15 protein-coding genes are annotated in these 17,663 nt (G+C 54.4%); 5 read left to right on the plus strand and 10 right to left on the minus strand.

Features of this window, described 5'->3' with window-relative positions:
- Positions 1–213: 213 nt before the first annotated feature.
- The 5 genes from gsiD to CWS43_RS05845 all read right to left on the minus strand — a co-directional run bounded on the left by gsiD (position 214) and on the right by CWS43_RS05845 (position 6,660).
- Positions 214–1,128, minus strand: coding sequence for a glutathione ABC transporter permease GsiD (gene gsiD, locus CWS43_RS05825; RefSeq protein ID WP_101075977.1), 915 nt, complete (start codon positions 1,126–1,128; stop codon positions 214–216).
- Between the two features lie 8 nt (positions 1,129–1,136).
- Entirely contained in the window at positions 1,137–2,057 is a 921-nt protein-coding gene (gene gsiC / locus CWS43_RS05830) for a glutathione ABC transporter permease GsiC (RefSeq protein WP_101075978.1), read from the minus strand.
- A gap of 109 nt (positions 2,058–2,166) precedes the next feature.
- Complete coding sequence (gene gsiB / locus CWS43_RS05835) at positions 2,167–3,723, minus strand: glutathione ABC transporter substrate-binding protein GsiB (RefSeq protein WP_101075979.1); 1,557 nt, start codon at positions 3,721–3,723, stop codon at positions 2,167–2,169.
- Positions 3,724–3,796: 73 nt separating this feature from the next.
- Positions 3,797–5,653, minus strand: coding sequence for a glutathione ABC transporter ATP-binding protein GsiA (gsiA, locus tag CWS43_RS05840; RefSeq protein ID WP_101075980.1), 1,857 nt, complete (start codon positions 5,651–5,653; stop codon positions 3,797–3,799).
- Positions 5,650–6,660: an isoaspartyl peptidase/L-asparaginase family protein gene (locus tag CWS43_RS05845; RefSeq protein WP_101075981.1), complete on the minus strand. Its 1,011-nt coding sequence runs from the start codon at positions 6,658–6,660 to the stop codon at positions 5,650–5,652. Before CWS43_RS05845 ends, gsiA begins: the two co-directional genes overlap by 4 nt.
- 282 nt (positions 6,661–6,942) lie before the next feature.
- Between CWS43_RS05845 and tsgA (CWS43_RS05850) the strand changes: the two genes are divergently transcribed.
- Positions 6,943–8,142: an MFS transporter TsgA gene (gene tsgA / locus CWS43_RS05850; protein ID WP_101075982.1), complete on the plus strand. Its 1,200-nt coding sequence runs from the start codon at positions 6,943–6,945 to the stop codon at positions 8,140–8,142.
- Positions 8,143–8,225: 83 nt separating this feature from the next.
- On the opposite strand, the gene CWS43_RS05855 is transcribed toward tsgA (CWS43_RS05850), so the two are convergent.
- A complete protein-coding gene (locus CWS43_RS05855) occupies positions 8,226–9,134 on the minus strand; it encodes a LysR family transcriptional regulator (RefSeq protein WP_101075983.1) in 909 nt (302 codons plus the stop codon).
- A 159-nt stretch (positions 9,135–9,293) separates the two neighbouring features.
- Between CWS43_RS05855 and xapA the strand changes: the two genes are divergently transcribed.
- A complete protein-coding gene (gene xapA / locus CWS43_RS05860; RefSeq protein WP_101075984.1) occupies positions 9,294–10,127 on the plus strand; it encodes a xanthosine phosphorylase in 834 nt (277 codons plus the stop codon).
- A 9-nt stretch (positions 10,128–10,136) separates the two neighbouring features.
- Positions 10,137–11,333: an MFS transporter TsgA gene (tsgA, locus tag CWS43_RS05865; RefSeq protein ID WP_101075985.1), complete on the plus strand. Its 1,197-nt coding sequence runs from the start codon at positions 10,137–10,139 to the stop codon at positions 11,331–11,333.
- 75 nt (positions 11,334–11,408) lie between these two features.
- Here tsgA (CWS43_RS05865) and CWS43_RS05870 read toward each other — a convergent pair whose 3' ends face one another.
- Together CWS43_RS05870 and CWS43_RS05875 are read right to left on the minus strand one after the other, a co-directional pair.
- Positions 11,409–12,053 carry a CPBP family intramembrane glutamic endopeptidase gene (locus CWS43_RS05870; RefSeq protein WP_157825354.1) on the minus strand — a complete coding sequence of 215 codons (645 nt, stop codon included), beginning with the start codon at positions 12,051–12,053 and terminating at the stop codon, positions 11,409–11,411.
- Between the two features lie 156 nt (positions 12,054–12,209).
- A complete protein-coding gene (locus tag CWS43_RS05875; protein WP_101075987.1) occupies positions 12,210–12,443 on the minus strand; it encodes a DeoR family transcriptional regulator in 234 nt (77 codons plus the stop codon).
- 245 nt (positions 12,444–12,688) lie between these two features.
- Here CWS43_RS05875 and moeA point away from each other — a divergent pair, with 245 nt between their 5' ends.
- Both moeA and moeB read left to right on the plus strand, forming a co-directional pair.
- Positions 12,689–13,930 (plus strand): molybdopterin molybdotransferase MoeA, encoded by a 1,242-nt coding sequence (gene moeA / locus CWS43_RS05880; protein WP_101075988.1) that lies wholly within the window; start codon positions 12,689–12,691, stop codon positions 13,928–13,930.
- A 2-nt stretch (positions 13,931–13,932) separates the two neighbouring features.
- On the plus strand, positions 13,933–14,694 hold the full coding sequence (gene moeB / locus CWS43_RS05885) for a molybdopterin-synthase adenylyltransferase MoeB (protein WP_101075989.1): 762 nt from the start codon (positions 13,933–13,935) through the stop codon (positions 14,692–14,694).
- 184 nt (positions 14,695–14,878) lie between these two features.
- Here the strand turns inward: moeB and CWS43_RS05890 are convergent, their stop codons facing one another.
- Positions 14,879–16,471, minus strand: a complete 1,593-nt coding sequence (locus CWS43_RS05890; protein ID WP_101075990.1) for an ABC-F family ATPase — start codon at positions 16,469–16,471, stop codon at positions 14,879–14,881.
- 188 nt (positions 16,472–16,659) lie between these two features.
- The gene (locus CWS43_RS05895) at positions 16,660–17,547 is read right to left on the minus strand and encodes a nucleoside-specific channel-forming protein Tsx (protein ID WP_101075991.1); all 888 of its coding nucleotides are present in this window, start codon (positions 17,545–17,547) and stop codon (positions 16,660–16,662) included.
- Positions 17,548–17,663 lie beyond the last annotated feature (116 nt).

Below are 17,663 nucleotides of genomic sequence, written 5' to 3' on the forward strand. Positions count from 1 at the left end.
GCGCCAGTCACAGTGTTAACTGAAACATGGCCAACAAGCGGCAGCGCGCAGTTAAAGAGCCCGGGATTCTCAAGGGGCGCGGCGACAGGCGCTCCTTGAGGCCAGTTTGGGTGGCAACCCAAGGTCTTGACCTGAGCGACCAGCATCATTGAGAAACCGAAATTTTCTCGATCAGCGAAAAAGGGGCCTTTGGGGATACTCCCCAAAAAAACACTAATTTTTCAATTTCGGATCCAGTGCATCTCTCAACCCATCACCCAGCAGATTAAATGCCAGCACCGTCAGGAATATCGCCAGGCTCGGGAATATCGCGACGTGCGGGGCCATCACCATGTCGGCGCGGGCTTCGTTGAGCATCGCGCCCCACTCCGGCGTCGGGGGCTGCGCACCCATGCCAAGGAATGACAAACTCGCGGCGGTGATGATCGATGTGCCTATGCGCATGGTGAAATACACCACGATGGAAGACAGCGTACCGGGCAGAATGTGGCGGAACAAAATGGTGGCGTCCGATGCGCCGATGCTGCGCGCTGACTCAATGTAGGTTTGCTGTTTCAGCACCAGCGTGTTGCCGCGCACCAGACGGGCGAACGCCGGAATGCTGAATATCGCCACGGCAATAATTACGTTCGACATCCCGTTGCCCATCACGGCGACCACGGCAATCGCCAGCAAAATGCCGGGGAAAGCGAATAATACGTCGCAAACGCGCATCGTGATGCGATCCCACCATCCTTCGTAGTATCCGGCTAACAGGCCGAAAACAGTGCCGATAGCAGCACCCAGAACGACGGAAAGCACACCGGCTGCGAGAGAAATGCGCGCGCCCGTCAGGATACGGCTAAAAATATCCCGCCCGAGCGAATCGACGCCGAGCCAGTGAACCAGCGACGGGCCTTCGTTCAGACGGTCGTAATCGAAGTAATTTTCCGGATCAAACGGCACCAGCCACGGCGCAAAGATCGCAGCGGCAATCAGTAAAAGAATAAAAATGCCTGCAATCATCGCAATATGTTGCCTGCGAAAACGCCGCCAGAACGCTTTCCACGGGGTTCTTACCGCCTGCGGAGTTTCGGATGTGATTATCGGCAAGCTCGCCAGTACGGCATTTCTCCGCCAGTTTTTCATGCGCTTGCTCACTTGTATCGGATAGAAGGGTTAATCACGGCGTACAGCATGTCCACCAGCAGATTGATGAGGATGAATTCGAGCGAGAAGAGCAGCACTTCGGCCTGGATCACCGGATAATCGCGCATCTCCACGGAATCCACCAGCAACCGCCCTAACCCCGGCCAGTTGAAGACTTTCTCGACCACAATCGAGCCTCCGAGCAGGAAACCAAACTGTAATCCCATCATGGTCACAACCGGGATCATGGCATTGCGTAGCCCGTGTTTCACCACCACAACCGCTTCGTGAACGCCCTTCGCCCGCGCCGTGCGCATGTAATCTTCCTGCATGACCTCGACAAAAGAGGCCCGGGTAAAGCGCGCCATAATAGCCGCCACTGCCGCGCCCAGCGTGATGGATGGCAGAATATAGTGCCGCCAGCCGTCAGCGCCGACGGTCGGCAACCAGCCCAGCTCAACGGAGAAAACCTGCATCATCAACATGCCCAGCGCAAAGGCCGGGAAGGAGATACCGGACACGGCGAGCGCCATGCCCAGACGATCCGGCCAGCGGTTACGCCAGACGGCAGACACCACGCCAATCACCAGCCCGAAAATGACCGACCACAACATACTGGTTAACGTGAGCCAGAACGTCGGCATAAAACGGGCGCTGATTTCGTCGATCACCGGACGCTTCGACACCATCGAATGCCCGAAGTCGCCGGTCAGCGCGTTGCCGAAAAAGGTGAAGAATTGCTGATAGAGCGGCTTGTCCAGCCCTAAATCCTGACGAACCAGCGCCACGACGCTGGCGTCTGCGTCCTGCCCGGCCATCAGCCGCGCCGGGTCGCCCGGCAAAAGATGCACAAATAAAAACACCAGTACCGCCACAATCAGCAGTGTCGGTATCAGCCCCAGTAATCGTTTCAGAAAATAATTAAGCATGAGTCGCTGTCTGTGATTTCACGGAATGACATCCCTGTTCCTGCGGCGGAACAGACGAGTTCAGGGCGCGGAGTCTGTTAACCCCGCGCCCTGAAAGCTTCACCGCATATTATTTCACATCTGCATCATCAAAGCTGAATGCCGTATCCGGCATCACATAGAAACCTGTCAGACGTTTGTTGTTGGCAGAAACCAGACGCTCAGTCACCAGGAATGCCCACGGCGCGTCGGTCCAGATTTGTTTCTGGGCATCGGCGTACAGTTTGGCTTTCTCGGCTTTGTCGGTGGTTTTCAGCGCGTCGGACAAATCTTTATCCACCTGCGCATTGCTGTAGAACGCGGTGTTGAACTGCTTCGGTGGCGCAGCCTGGGTTGAGAACAGCGGCGACAGCGCCCAGTCAGCTTCGCCGGTTGACGCCGACCAGCCGGTATAGAACATCCGGATCCCCGCGTCTTTCTGCCCGACGTTTTCGACCTGCGCCGCACGCTGCGCGGCATCCATCGCGGTTACGGTGACTTTAATGCCCACCTGCGCCAGTTGCTGTTGCGTGAACTGCAACACTTTCTGCGCGGTGCTGTTGTTATGAGAAGACCACAGCGTGGTGGTAAAGCCGTCCGGATAACCCACTTCTTTCAGCAGTTGTTTGGCTTTTGCCGGATCGTATGGCCATGGTTTGAATTTCGCGGCGTACTCAATCCCCTGCGGCAATGGCCCTTCGGAAGGCACGGCGTAACCGGCAAACGCGACTTTAATCAGCGCCTGTTTGTTGATGGCGTAGTTGATAGCCTCACGCACTTTCACATTATCGAACGGTTTTTGCGTGACGTTAAAGCTGATGTAACGATGCAAAATTGACGGCGCGGCGACCAGATCCAGTTTCGGGTTTTTCTCCAGCAGCGCTGCCTGTTCGTACGGCACCGGGAACGCCAGATCGGCTTCACCGGTTTGCAGCATCGCAGCGCGGGTGTTGTTATCGACAACCGGACGCCAGGTGATGGTGTCGAGTTTAGGTTCGCCTTTTTTCCAGTAACCGTCGAATTTTTTCACTTTCACAAAATCGGTCTGGTTCCACTGATCCAGCGTATACGGGCCGGTGCCCACCGGATGGAAACCGATATCTTTGCCGTATTTGGTCAGCGCCGCAGGGGAAATAATCACCGCCGACGGGTGCGCCAGAATATTAATGAACGCCGAGAACGGTTCTTTCAGCGTGATTTTCACCGTGGTGTCGTCTACCGCTTCCGTGCTGGCGATATTTTTAAACAGGTTGTAGCGTTTGAGGTGATTGTCAGGATTGCTGGCGCGGTCAAAGTTAACTTTGACCGCCGCCGCGTTGAAATCGGTGCCGTCCTGGAATTTCACGCCAGGATGCAGCTTGATGGTGTAAACCAGGCCGTCCTTGCTGACCGTGTAACTGTCTGCCAGCACGTTTTCCAGCTTCATGTTTTTATCGAAGCCAAACAGCCCCTGATAGAAGGATTTGGCCACGGCCTGAGACAACGTGTCATTGGCATCATAAGGATCAAGCGAGGTGAAATTAGAGCCTACGGCGATGACTACGTCTTTCGCCGCCCATGCGGAGGCTGAGGCCAGCGAACCGAAAATAGCGGCAGCGAGCACGGCCTGGCGGATCACGTTCTTACCTTTACGTTTCTGCTGATTCATGTCAGTTCCTTTTCCTGTCTTACCCGTTTGTCTTACAAAGAATTGGCGCTTAAAAAACAAGCCACCACAAAAATCAGTAAAGCCCCGCGATAGCGTGCCGGGCGACAAAATGCCCTTCGCCGACCTGCACCAGCGGGGCGACCAGCGGCTCGTCGTTGAGCGCACGGATCGGGCTGGGGATTTCATCCACCAGCAAGGCCTGTTCTTTTCTTTTATGCGCCGGATCGGCCACGGGCACCGCCGCCATCAGTTTGCGGGTATACGCGTGCTGCGGATTTTCAAACACCGCGCGCCGCGTGCCGATTTCAACGATTTGCCCGAGATACATCACCGCCACGCGATGACTGATACGCTCGACGACCGCCATGTCGTGCGAAATAAACAAAAACGCCAGCCCGAACTCTTTCTGTAAATCCATCAGCAAATTAATGATTTGCGCGCGGACAGACACATCGAGGGCGGAAACGGATTCATCCGCAATCACCACTTTCGGATTGAGCGCGAGCGCGCGCGCAATACAAATCCGCTGACGCTGACCGCCGGAAAATTCGTGAGGATAGCGCTGCGCGTGTTCCGGCAGCAGCCCGACTTTTTCCAGCAGCCAGGCGACGCGCGCCTCGGCCTCTGCGCCTTTCGCCACATTGTGCACCAGCAGCGGTTCCATAATGGAATAACCCACCGTCAGGCGCGGATCGAGCGAAGCATACGGATCCTGAAAAATAAACTGAATATCGCGCCGCAGGTGTTGCAGCGCACTGCCGCTGACATCGGTCAGCACCTGGCCGTTAAACGTAATCGTGCCGCCCTGACTTTTCACCAGTTTCAGCAGCGAGCGACCGGTGGTGGATTTCCCACAGCCAGACTCGCCCACCAGCGCCAGCGTTTCGCCCGGATGTAAGTCAAAGCTGACTTTTTCCACGGCATGAACGCGGCGTGTCACGCGGTTGAAAATGCCACTGCGCAGATCAAAACGCGTGACGAGATCGCGAACCTGCAAAACCGGCGGCGCACCCGGCGTCAGGGTGTCCTGCACCAGTTCAGGGTCACTTTCTTTTTGCTCCTGCACAGGGAAACGCGCGGGCAACGGTTTACCGGCCATCGAACCTAATTTTGGCACCGCCGCCAGCAGCGAGCGGGTATAGGGCTGTTGCGGCGCACGGAAAATCGCGCCCACGTCGCCGGTTTCCACGCTATTGCCCTGATGCATGACCAGCACGCGGTCGGCAATTTCAGCCACCACGCCCATATCGTGAGTGATAAAAATCACGCCCATCTGCATCTCTTTTTGCAGAACGCGGATGAGCTGTAAAATCTGCGCCTGAATGGTGACATCCAGCGCCGTTGTCGGTTCGTCGGCAATCAGCAGCGCGGGTTTGCACGACAGCGCCATCGCAATCATCACCCGCTGGCGCATGCCGCCGGAAAGCTGATGCGGATAACTGTCGAGAATGTTTCGGGCTTCAGGAATGCGCACCAGATCCAGCATCCGTAACGCTTCGGCGCGCGCAGCCCGGCTGTCTTTGTTCTGATGCAGGCGGATGGATTCCGCGATTTGCTCGCCCACCGGAAACACAGGATTGAGCGAGGTCATCGGCTCCTGAAAAATCATCGCAATATCGGCACCGCGCAGGCTGCGCATGGACGATTGCGACGCCGCCATTAAATCTACAACTTCGGCATTTCGGCGGCGAAAAAGCATGTCGCCCTGAGAAATCTGCCCGCCGCCCTGCTCCACCAGCCGCATCAGCGCCAGCGACGTCACCGATTTACCGGAACCCGACTCGCCGACAATGGCCAGCGTTTCGCCGCGCCTGACCTGAAAGCTGAGATTATTCACAGCCGGAATAATTTGCCCTTCATGCGAAAACTGAACGCTGAGCTGGCTGACGGCCAGCACATGGTCGGGCGGCAAAATAACCGGGCTGCTCATCGGTAAATACTGACAACGGGGGCGTCACCCACGCGGGCAAATCCGCGGTACATGCCTTCGCTGTTAAATGGCAAAACGACGTTGCCAAAGCGGTCGATGGCGATCATTCCGCCGCTCCCGCCCATCGGCAGCAGCTTTTCCTGCACCACTTTGTGCGTGGCTTCTTCGAGCGTTAAACCGGCATATTCAATCAATGCCGCGACGTCATACGCCGCGACCGTGCGCATAAAGACTTCGCCGGTGCCGGTGCTGGAAATCGCCACGGAGTTATTACTGGCGTAGCAGCCTGCGCCAATAATCGGGCTGTCGCCGACGCGTCCGGCCTGTTTGTTGGTCATGCCGCCGGTGGATGTCGCCGCTGCCAGGTTGCCCTGCGCGTCCATCGCCACCGCACCGACGGTACCAAATTTATGTTCCGGATCGATCGGGTCGCCAGACGGCTGAGCATTCAGGGACGCCCCGTCGTGATCGAGCATCACGCCGCCGTCTGCCGCAATCGCGCGCTGCAACTGTTCGAAACGTTCCTGCGTGTAGAAGAATTCCGGCGCAACCATTTCCTGCCCGTGCTCGCGGGCAAACGCTTCCGCACCCGCGCCGGTAAACATGACATGCGGGCTGTTTTCCAGCACCTTGCGCGCGGTCAGAATCGGGTTGCGGATATGATTAACGCAGCTGATGGCACCGGCATCCAGCGTGCGGCCATCCATGATGCAGGCATCCAGCTCATGCGTGCCCTGATGCGTGAAAACGGCACCTTTTCCGGCATTAAATAACGGGCATTCTTCCAGTAAACGCACCGCTTCAGTGACCGCATCCAGTGCGCTGCCGCCCGCCGCCAGAATGGCCTGCCCGCTGGCAACAATACGTTCCAGCTCGGCTAAATAATGTTGTTCTTTTTCACGACTCATTGCTGCGCGGGTAATCGCCCCGGCACCACCGTGAATGGCAATGACCGGACGCTTCTTGTCCGAAACGGAACTCGCTGAATTATCAGTAGAAGAACTCATTAGAACTGCACCCTGAGTTGTTGTATTTATGTATACAGAAAGTGATGTTGCCCTGTTTTTTGACTATATTTAGCCCACTACAGTATGTAAAGCAGAAATGTAAAACTACAAAAACGCGCTAATTGCTTAGATTGTTTAAGAAAATCAAATACGAAGATTGAATAAACGTCCAAGACAAACCGTTAAAGAACAGGAATAATAAACGTCCTAACCGCAGATATAAGCACCTCTGGCAAAGCTTACTGTGGCCTTCTTATATTTTTTATTTTTAGGAAATCAGTTATGGAAACTGTTTATAACCGCCGTCGGATCAACGTGATCTCGTGGCTAAGTTACTTCTTTACCGGTGGGCTGGTTTCCACTTTAGGGATTGTCATCGGCCCGGTGGCGACCGCTTTCAATAAAGAGCCTGCATTTATCGGCCTGATGTTCTCACTGATGAACATCGGTTTGTTCCTGCCGATCATGATTAGCGGCATCCTGATGCGTAAGTTCGATCTCGGTAAGCAGCTGATTACCGGTTCAATTATCACCATTCTGACCTGTATCGCCCTGTTCGTGATGCCGTCCATCACACTGTTCGGCGTCGGAGTATTCCTGATTGGTGCGACGGCGGGCCTGATGATGTCTATCGGCAGCTATCTGGTTGTGCGCATCAACGATGATCCGAAAAAGCGTTCTGCCAACCTGATTTTCACCGACTTCTTCTTTGCGCTGTCCGGCATGACGCTGTCGCTGGTACTCGGTTTCCTGTTCAAACATGGCGCAAGCTGGCTGGCGATGTACGGTATTATGGGCACCCTGAGCGTGCTGATGATTTTGCTGTGCGTGGGCCAGAAATTCCCGGTTGTCGCTAAACCGGAAGCGGTGGCAAAACAGGATCGTGAAGCGAAAGAGCCGTGGGGCTTTGCCGCGTATGTACTGTGTTTTGCGCTGTTTGCCTTCGTCTTCAGCGAACTGGTTTTCACCCTGTGGATGCCAAGCTGGCTGCATGAGCACTTCGGTCTGGACACTGACCGCGCCGCGATTTACATCACCACCTACTGGATGGTGAAAGCGATTGGCCTGTTCCTCAACCAGTTCACCGTGCGTTTCGTCAAACTGCGCACGTTCCTGTTTGTCTCTGCAGTTATTGGTTTAATCAGCCTGTGCGTGGTAACTCACAGCGAAAACGCGGGCCTGGTCATGGTCGCGGTGGGCGTGTTCGGCTTCTGTAACTCCGGAATGTTCTCCGGCCTGATGAGTTACGGCAGCCTGCAGGTGAAAAACTCACCGCCAACGCTGACCTCTGCCCTGCTGACCACCGCGTCAGTTGGCACGCTGATTTTCGCGTCGTTCTCTTCATTTATTTACCGCGAATACGGCCTGTTCTGGGCGCTGAATATCGCTACCGTTTCTTACGTTCTTCTGGTGCTGGCGGTGATTATTGCCGGTATCCGCAGCAAAGCAGAAAAGATTCATCGCGAAATGTCTGCCGGCTGAATGCCAGACTAAGTTGTTAAAAAGCCGCGGGAAAATTTCTGCGGCTTTTTTTATTGACGGTAATTTGTCAGAAGCGAAATGGATCAGAGCAGATCAAGAAAACGCGCCGCCGCCGGTGTCACCGAATCCGCCTGATAAATGGCGTAAAGATCGGCAGGCAGCATTTCCGTCAGTGCGCAAAAACGTACTCCCGGCCAGTGGATCCGCGCATAGCTTTCCGGCAACAGCGTAATCCCGTAACCGTTCGCCACCAGCGCCAGCGCGGTCTGCGGCTCATTCACCTGCTGTTTCACCTGCGGCAGAAAACCGTGCTGACGGCACATCGAATACAAATAACTGCCCAGACTCGACGTGTTCATCGGCATCAGAATGAAATCTTCATTCGCCAGCTGGCTGAGCGCCACACTATTTCTGGCCGCCAGCGTATGGTTTTCTGACAGTGCCACGGCCACGTTCTCACGCCCCATCAGCTTGCTCGATAACCCCTGCGGCAGCGCCAGCTTTGCCTCGCGCCAGATACCGATATCAATCCTTTGCAGCTGCAATGCGTCAATTTGCTGAACCGGCGTCAGTTCGGTAATTGACCAGCTGATTTCCGGCGCATGTTTGCCGAAATTATTCAGCACCGGCATCAGCGGCCCCCAGGCGGCGGTGCCCACCGTACCGAACTGAATATGCCCGATTTCCCCCCGGCCGATTTTGCGCACCTGATGCAAGGAACGGTTGATGCTGTCGAGCATCAGCCCTGCTTCGCGCATCAGCGCCGCGCCGGCGGGTGTCAGTGACACGGAACGCGTGGTTCGCAGAAACAGCGGCGTACCGAGCAGATATTCCAGCTCTTTGATATGCAGACTCAGCGGCGGCTGCGACATATTGAGCCGCACCGCGGCTTTACTGAAACTCAGTTCTTCGGCCACGACACGGAAGTAATGCAGCAGGCGGAGGTTAATCTGGCCAAGATCGAAAACTGAATCGGTGAATGGTCGCGTCACATTTTCTCCGGAAACATTTATTTCCCCTTAAATATTAGCGTATTGGATTTATAGATTTTGACTATAAATCCCCGCGGCGAACGGTATTAGACGCCACAGGCCGCTCACCCTAGCATTGCCTTCAACTCAACCCTACTGTCAATAATGAGAGAAGTGATCATGCTCAATAACAACGCGTTTGACTGTGCAGCAATTATCCGCCAGCGTGCTCCGGGCTTTATTCCGCGCGCCGCGCTTATCTTAGGTTCCGGCCTTGGCACGCTGTGTGACGATATGGAGGGCGCGATTACCCTTCCTTACCACGACCTGCCGGGCTTCCCGCAAAGCAGCGTCGTCGGCCACGCCGGTGAACTGGTTCTGGGCCATCTCGAAGGCGTGCCGGTGATGTGTATGAAAGGCCGGGGGCATATGTATGAAGGCCACGGTATGTCAGTGATGACCAGTGCGGTGCGCACCTTCAAACTGCTGGGCTGTGAATTCCTGCTGGCAACCAACGCCGCCGGCTCCATGCGCAAAGAAGTCGCACCAGGCCGTTTGGTTGCGCTCACCGACCACGTCAGCTTTATGCCGGAATCCCCGCTGGCAGGCCCGAATGACGACCGTTTCGGCCCGCGCTTTTTCAGCCTGGCAAACGCTTATGACAAAGATTTGCGCGCACAGCTTCACGCTGTCGCCGGCAAACTGGGCATCGACGTGGCAGAAGGCGTATTCGCCGCCTACACCGGCCCGAACTTCGAGACACCTGCGGAAATCCGCATGATGCAAACTCTCGGCTGCGACGTCGTCGGCATGTCTATCGTGCCGGAAGTGATTTCAGCGCGTCACTGCGGCCTCAAAGTGCTGGCGGTTTCTGCCATGACTAACTTTGCTGAAGGTTTATCCGACACACCGCTTTCCCACGAACAAACCCTGAGCTGCGCAAAACTGGCGGTGGGCGATTTCACGCGGCTGATCCGCGCCTTCTTCGCTGACCTTTCAGCGACTGCAAAATAAGGGACGTCTATGGAACAGGCATTCAACCGCCAGCGAATCAATATGATTTCCTGGCTGAGCTATTTCTTCACCGGCGCGCTGGTTTCAACGCTGGGTATCGTGATCGGCCCCGTGTCACAGGCATTTGGCAAAGACCCCGCATTTATCGGGCAGATGTTTACGCTGATGAACATCGGCCTGTTCCTGCCGATCATGATAAGCGGCGTGCTGATGCGCAAATTCAATCTGGGTAAGCAGCTGATTACTGGCTCAACGGTGTCAGTGCTAACCTGCATCGCGCTGTTCCTGATGCCGACTATCACAATGTTCGGCATCGGCGTTTTCCTGATTGGCGCGGCGTCCGGCATCATGATGTCCATCGGCAGCTATCTGGTGGTGCGCATTAACGAAGATCCGAAAAAACGCTCGGCGAATTTGATTCTTACCGATTTCTTCTTTGCACTGGCGGGCGTGATTCTGTCCCTGCTGCTGGGGTATTTATTCCAGCACGGCGCAAGCTGGCTGGCGATGTACGGCGTCATGGCGGTGCTAAGCCTGATGATGATCGTGCTGTGCGTCGGGCAGAAATTCCCGTCTATTCCACAGGCCACTGAGAAAAAATCATCCACCAGTCCGCAGCACGACCGCTGGGGCTTTTCGGTGTGGGTGTTGTGCTTCGCGCTGTTTGCTTTCCTGCTGGCAGAACCGGTGTTCACCATGTGGCTGCCAAGCTGGCTGAAAGAGCATTTCGGGATGGCGGCTGACCGCGCGGCGTTCTACATCACAACCTACTGGACGGTGAAATCCATCGGCCTGTTTGTGAACCAATTCACCGTTCGCTTCGTGAAACTGCGCACCTATTTGCTGGTTTCAGCGGGCGTCGGCCTTGTGAGTCTGGCCGTGGCGGCCAACAGCGGGAATCCGATGCTTATCCTGATTTGCGCCGGTCTGTTTGGCTTCTGCAACTCCGGCCTGTTCTCCGGCATCATGAGCTACGGCAGTTTGCAGGTCAGAAACTCTCCGCCAACGCTGACGTCTGCCCTGCTGACTATCGGCACTATCGGGACGCTGATTTTCTCCACGCTGTCGTCGCTGGTGTACAGTCAGTACGGGTTATTCTGGGCGCTGAATACCGCGACCATCGCCTATGTCTTCCTGCTGGCGGCGCTGATTTTTGCCTCAGTCAACAGCAAAGCCGAAGCGCTGGAGCAGCAACCGGCGCACTGATTTACTTAAGTACTGTGCATAAAAAAGGGAAGACTCTGCGGAGCCTTCCCTATTCTTATATTGTGCTCTGGAAATCTAGAGGAACAACATAGTTCCTAGCGAAATACTGTTAAGTAACATATGCAGAATGACTGGGAGCATTAAGCCGCCACTTTTGATCCGTGCATAAGCCAGCAATACGGCAATCATAAAAAGACTCACGAACGTTACGGGGTCTGAATACTGCCAGTGAATCATGGTAAAAAATGCAGCACTAATAACAATACCGGCGCTGGCGACTTTGCCGCCCCACAAGAGAAATGCTTGCAGGAAAAAACCGCGAAAAACAATTTCTTCTCCAATCGGAGCAATCACCAGCAGAGTCAAAATTAGGGTCATATCTGCTGTGCTGGAAAACTTCAGATAATCCGCCACCCAGGGTTCCTGAGTTGCGAAGAACTGCGAAACGCAAATCAGCCCCAGTGTCGCAAGAACAAAATGTATGAACATACTGCGGCTCGGTGAACCCAGATTGACATCAAGCCCGTGACGGCGGTAACGCATCAGCAAATACCCCATCAGCAACGCCTCGCTTAAATGGAATATCACCAGGTCATAGCCCGTTTCAGTGAGCATTTTCGCCCAAGGAAACAACGCAATGGCAAATGAAATCATGTACCACAGAAAAAACATTCCCAGGCAAAGTAGCGAATTGCCCAATTTAGTTTGTGACTCGTCCATCAGTAGAGATTCCATATAATAAATAAGGATATTTTGGCCGAGATTCTATCCGAGTCACTGTATTAACGGCACGTTTTTCTACCTGAAACCCTAAAAATAAGCATAAAAAAGGGAAGACTCTGCGGAGCCTTCCCTATTCTTATTTCACTGCCGTGATTAAAGCTGCGGGCAGCGCTGCAAACTGTTGAGCCAGGATGTTTCAGGCTGAGCAACCAGACGACGGGCGCGGCCGTGACGACGCAGAATCAACCCTTTATCCTGCATTTCACTCAGGTCACGACGAATGGTTTCAAGACTCACATCCAGCGATTGTGCCAGTTCGCTAACCTGTAACACTTCATGCTGTTCAACCAGCTGAAGGATGGCCTGATGGCGATTTTTTTTAAGCACGGGTTATTCCTGTTTAAATGACAGTTATGTGATGATCATCACAAATAACGGAAACCATGATACCTGCGTTACATTGTTAATTTTGGGATCGATCTCAATTTTTCAGGAATCCCCACGAAGTTTTTACGCCTTCGGCAATTTTTGGTTCACCGCATTTCTCTGTCATACTATGCCCATGCTCCAATTCCCCGCCCGGTTCCGGTGAAAACACCCGTTCCGCCGGGATGAACCTCAAAGGAATTTTCATGGAATTCAATACTGCCGGTCTGATCTCGCTGGAAGAAGCGCTGGAAAAAATGCGCGCCTATGTCCCGTCCAAAACAGCGAAAGATGCAGAATATCTCCCGCTTGCCGCCGCCGCAGGCCGCATTACCGCCACGCCGGTGAAATCCCCGGTTTTCGTCCCACCTTTTGATAATTCAGCGATGGACGGTTACGCCGTGCGCTGCGCCGATTTGCACACGGACGCCGTTCTGCCTGTGGCAGGTAAAGCCTTTGCCGGTGCGCCTTTCCACGGTGAATGGCCTGCCGGAGCCTGTATCCGCATCATGACCGGCGCACCGGTTCCGCAAGGTGCCGACGCGGTGATCATGCAGGAACAGGCCGAAGTCTCAGAAGCTGGCGTGCACTTCACCGCCGGAGTGAAAAAAGGCCAGAATATCCGTCTGACCGGCGACGACATCAAACAAGGCGACAGCGTGCTGCCTGCCGGTGTGCGCCTCGGCGCAGCAGAATTACCGCTGCTGGCCTCTCTGGGTGTGACGGAAGTTAACGTCTGGAAAGCGCTCAAAGTCGCGGTATTTTCGACCGGAGATGAACTGCAACCCGTCGGCACGCCGTTAGAGGAAGGCCAGATTTACGACACCAACCGTTTCGCCGTACGCCTGATGCTCGAGCAACTCGGCTGCACGGTGCTGGATTTAGGGATTATCCGCGATAACCCGCAGGCGCTGCGCAAAGCCTTTGAAGAAGCCAATGCGTTTGCCGACCTGGTGATTTCCAGCGGTGGCGTTTCCGTTGGCGAAGCTGATTACACCAAGCAAATGCTCGATGAACTGGGTGAGATTGGTTTCTGGAAACTGGCGATGAAACCGGGCAAACCGTTCGCCTTCGGCAAATTGCAGGGCAGCTGGTTCTGCGGCCTGCCGGGTAATCCGGTTTCTGCTGCACTGACGTTTTATCAGCTGGTACAGCCATTTATTGCACAACTTTCCGGCCACACCGCCTGGCAGTTTCCGCCGCGTCTGAAAGCGAAAGCTGTGACGCCGCTGAAGAAATCCGCCGGGCGCCTCGATTTCCAGCGCGGTATTTTCAGCACGAACGCCGAAGGCCAGCTTGAAGTGCGCACCACCGGCCATCAGGGCTCGCACGTTTTCAGTTCGTTCAGCCTGGCAAACTGCTTTGTGGTGCTCGAACGCGAGCGCGAAAACGTCGCAGCAGGTGAAATCGTGGAAATCGAACCTTTCAACGCCCTGCTTCGGAGCTGATCATGGCGACGCTGCCGGAACTGACGGACGCCGAAACCCTGCGTTATAACCGCCAGATCGTGCTGAAAGGGTTTGATTTTGATGCGCAGGAAAAGCTGAAAGCCAGCCACGCGCTGATTGTCGGTCTGGGCGGTCTGGGCTGTGCGGCGGGGCAATATCTGGCAGCCGCCGGAACAGGCACGCTGACATTGCTGGATTTCGACACCGTTTCGCTGTCCAATTTACAGCGCCAGACGCTGCATACCGACGCCAGAATCGGCATGTCAAAAGTGGGATCCGCCGCGCTGGCGCTGGCGGCAATTAACCCTCACATTCAGCTGAATCAGGTTGATGCACTGGCCGATGACCAAATGCTGCGCGAACTGATTGCCGCCTGCGACGTCGTCGTCGATTGCACCGACAACGTCACGACCCGGAATCAGCTCAATCAGCAATGTTTTACGCAGAAAAAACCGCTGGTGTCCGGTGCTGCCATCCGCATGGAAGGCCAGCTCAGCGTGTTTACGTGGCAGCCCGGCGAGCCGTGCTATCGCTGTCTGAGCCGCCTGTTTGGCGAAAACGCACTGACCTGTGTCGAAGCCGGTGTGATGTCACCGCTGGTCGGCACCATCGGCAGCTTACAGGCGATGGAAACCATCAAGCTGCTGACCCGCTTTGGCGAAACGCCACGCGGAAAACTGCTGATGTACGACGCCATGACGCTGCAATTTCGCCAGATGAACCTGATGAAAGACCCGGATTGCGAGGTTTGCGGGGGTTGCTGATTCTCAGATTTAAGACACAAAAAAACCGCCGGATAATGACGGTTTTTTAATAATACCAACCTCTAAATCATTCGGGTTGCATCAAGGCGGCAACTGAGTGAATCCCCGGGAGCATACATCAGTATGTGACCGGGGTTCGCGAAGACAGCCAACGCAGCAGAGGCAGCTTGAAGGATGACGAGGTTTAGTTGATGCCCTGACTACGCAGGTAATCTTCGTAGTTACCGGAGAAGTCGATGACACGGGTCGGTGTCATTTCCAGAATACGCGTCGCCAGCGAGCTGACGAATTCACGGTCGTGGGAAACGAAGATCAGCGTGCCTTCGTACATTTCCAGCGCCATGTTCAGTGACTCGATAGATTCCATATCCAGGTGGTTGGTTGGTTCATCCATGATCAGGATGTTAGGACGCTGCATCATCAGTTTCCCGAATAACATACGACCTTTCTCACCACCGGAAAGCACTTTCACTTTCTTCTTAATGTCGTCCTGACCGAACAGCAGACGCCCGAGAACACCGCGCACAGCCTGCTCGTCGTCTTTCTCGGATTTCCACTGACTCATCCAGTCGAAAACGTTCAGGGTATCGTCGAATTCATATTCGTGATCCTGCGCGTAGTAACCGATTTTTGAGTTTTCAGACCATTTAACTGAACCGCTTTCCGGCTCGTGCTCGCCGACCAGCGTTTTCAACAGGGTCGATTTACCGATACCGTTGGCGCCCAAAATCGCGACTTTCTCGCCGACTTCCAGCATCAGGCCCAGGTTTTTAAACAGCGGACCGTTGTCGAAACCTTTGGTGATTTTCTCCACTTCCAGCGCATTACGGAACAATTTCTTGTCCTGCTCAAAACGCATGTAAGGGTTCTGGCGGCTGGACGCTTTGATTTCGTCGAGCTGAATTTTATCAATCTGACGGGCACGGGAAGTCGCCTGTTTAGATTTGGAGGCGTTGGCGCTGAAGCGGCTGACGAAGGATTGCAGCTCGGCAATTTGCGCTTTTTTCTTGGCGTTATTAGCACTCAGAAGTTCACGAGCCTGCGTTGCCGCCGTCATGTATTCGTCGTAGTTACCCGGATAAACGCGCAGTTCGCCGTAGTCCAGATCCGCCATGTGCGTACACACCATGTTCAGGAAGTGACGGTCATGCGAAATGATGATCATGGTGCTGTTACGCTCGTTCAGCACCTGCTCCAGCCAGCGAATGGTATCGATGTCCAGGTTGTTCGTCGGTTCGTCGAGCAGCAGAATTTCCGGGTCAGAGAACAGCGCCTGAGCCAGCAATACGCGCAGTTTAAAGCCCGGTGCGATTTCGCTCATCGGGCCGTAATGTTGCTCAACAGGAATGCCAACGCCCAGCAGCAGTTCACCGGCGCGGGATTCGGCGCTGTAGCCGTCCATCTCGCCGTAAGCGACTTCCAGATCAGCCACTTTGTAGCCGTCTTCTTCGCTCATTTCTGCCATTGCATAAATGCGGTCGCGCTCTTCCTTCACTTCCCACAATTCGGTGTGGCCCATGATCACGGTGTCCAGCACGCTGAACTGTTCGAATGCGAACTGATCCTGGCGCAGTTTACCCAGACGCTCGTTCGGGTCGAGAACCACGTTGCCGCCGGATGGCACTAAATCGCCACCGAGGATTTTCATGAAAGTGGATTTACCACAACCGTTCGCGCCAATCAGGCCATAGCGGTTACCGCCGCCAAATTTGACGTTAATGTTTTCAAATAACGGCTTGCTGCCGAATTGCATGGTGATGTTGTAAGTACTTAGCACAACGCTCGCTCTTCATTGGGAAATGTGATTTGGCGCGCATTATGCCACAACGGCGCGATGGGATCGCCTGTAGTTGTGTTCATTTTTCACTCAATAGCTAAAAAAGTGTGTCATGCGAAGGATTATCAGAGGGTCAGAAATGCAAAAAACCCGGCATCAGCCGGGTTTTCTCTGGTTAACAACTGAAATCAGAAGTTGTAACCGATCACGCCGTAGTAACCCCAGCCGGTAGATTTCACATCGAAATTACCGTTACCGAAGTTCAGCTCAGCGCCGTCAGCCCACTGGCCGCCGTTGTGGAAGTAACGCGCCACGAACGAGTAATGCCAGTGCGTGTAGTTCAATGAAAGGATGTGGCTGGACGCGATAGAGTTGTTTGAACGCGCTTTATTGCCGTTCAGGTCACGGAAATCGTCATCGCCCAGTGAGGAGCCCCAGTCAAAGTTGGTGAACCCGATGTAGCTCAGGTTACCGCCCCACAGTTGCGTCAGAGGAACGAAGTATTTCACTTTGAAACGGTAGCCGTCCCAGCTGTTTTCGTTCGCCGCACCGTAGTTTTCCCACTGGTATTTCGCATACACGTTCAGGGACAGGCTCATCGGCAGATGAGTATCAATATCGGTCCCCAGACCCATATACCAGGTGTTCTGACGGTTATCGCTGTCCGGGCCCATATCGTAGATATAGTTGTTCGCGAAGTACCATTCTTTGAACGGGCCAAAGCTCAGGTCAGTGCCGGTCAGCTTATCGATAGAGAAGCGTGGTTCGATTTCCATAAACAGCGGAGAACCGTTCTTATCCCAGATACCGGTGTCGTTGCCGTTACCTGCGCCGAAGGTTTTAGGGATATCGATATAGCCGTAGAAATCAAACCAGTCTTTGTGCGCAAACGCTTCATATTCAAGGTAAACGTCGTTACGCAGCGTTGGTCCGAAACGGGTGTCGGCGCTCCCTACAACGTTGACACTCTGGTGCCACCAGTCAGAAACAAATTCGCCCTTGCTATCATCAGCGAGCACGGTCGCGCTGTAGGACAAAGCCATCAAAGCGCCTGCTGCAATAATTTTATTTTTCATATTTTTACCAGAAGCGGGGGTGGGACAACGCCTTGCCACTTTCAGACGTTGCATAAAACAAACCCTAAAACTGTGATCCGCAACCGATTGCTGCACATAGTGCAAAAAACCCGCAA

The sequence above is a fragment of the Rahnella sp. AA genome, from assembly GCF_002834385.1.
GTDB lineage: Bacteria > Pseudomonadota > Gammaproteobacteria > Enterobacterales > Enterobacteriaceae > Rahnella.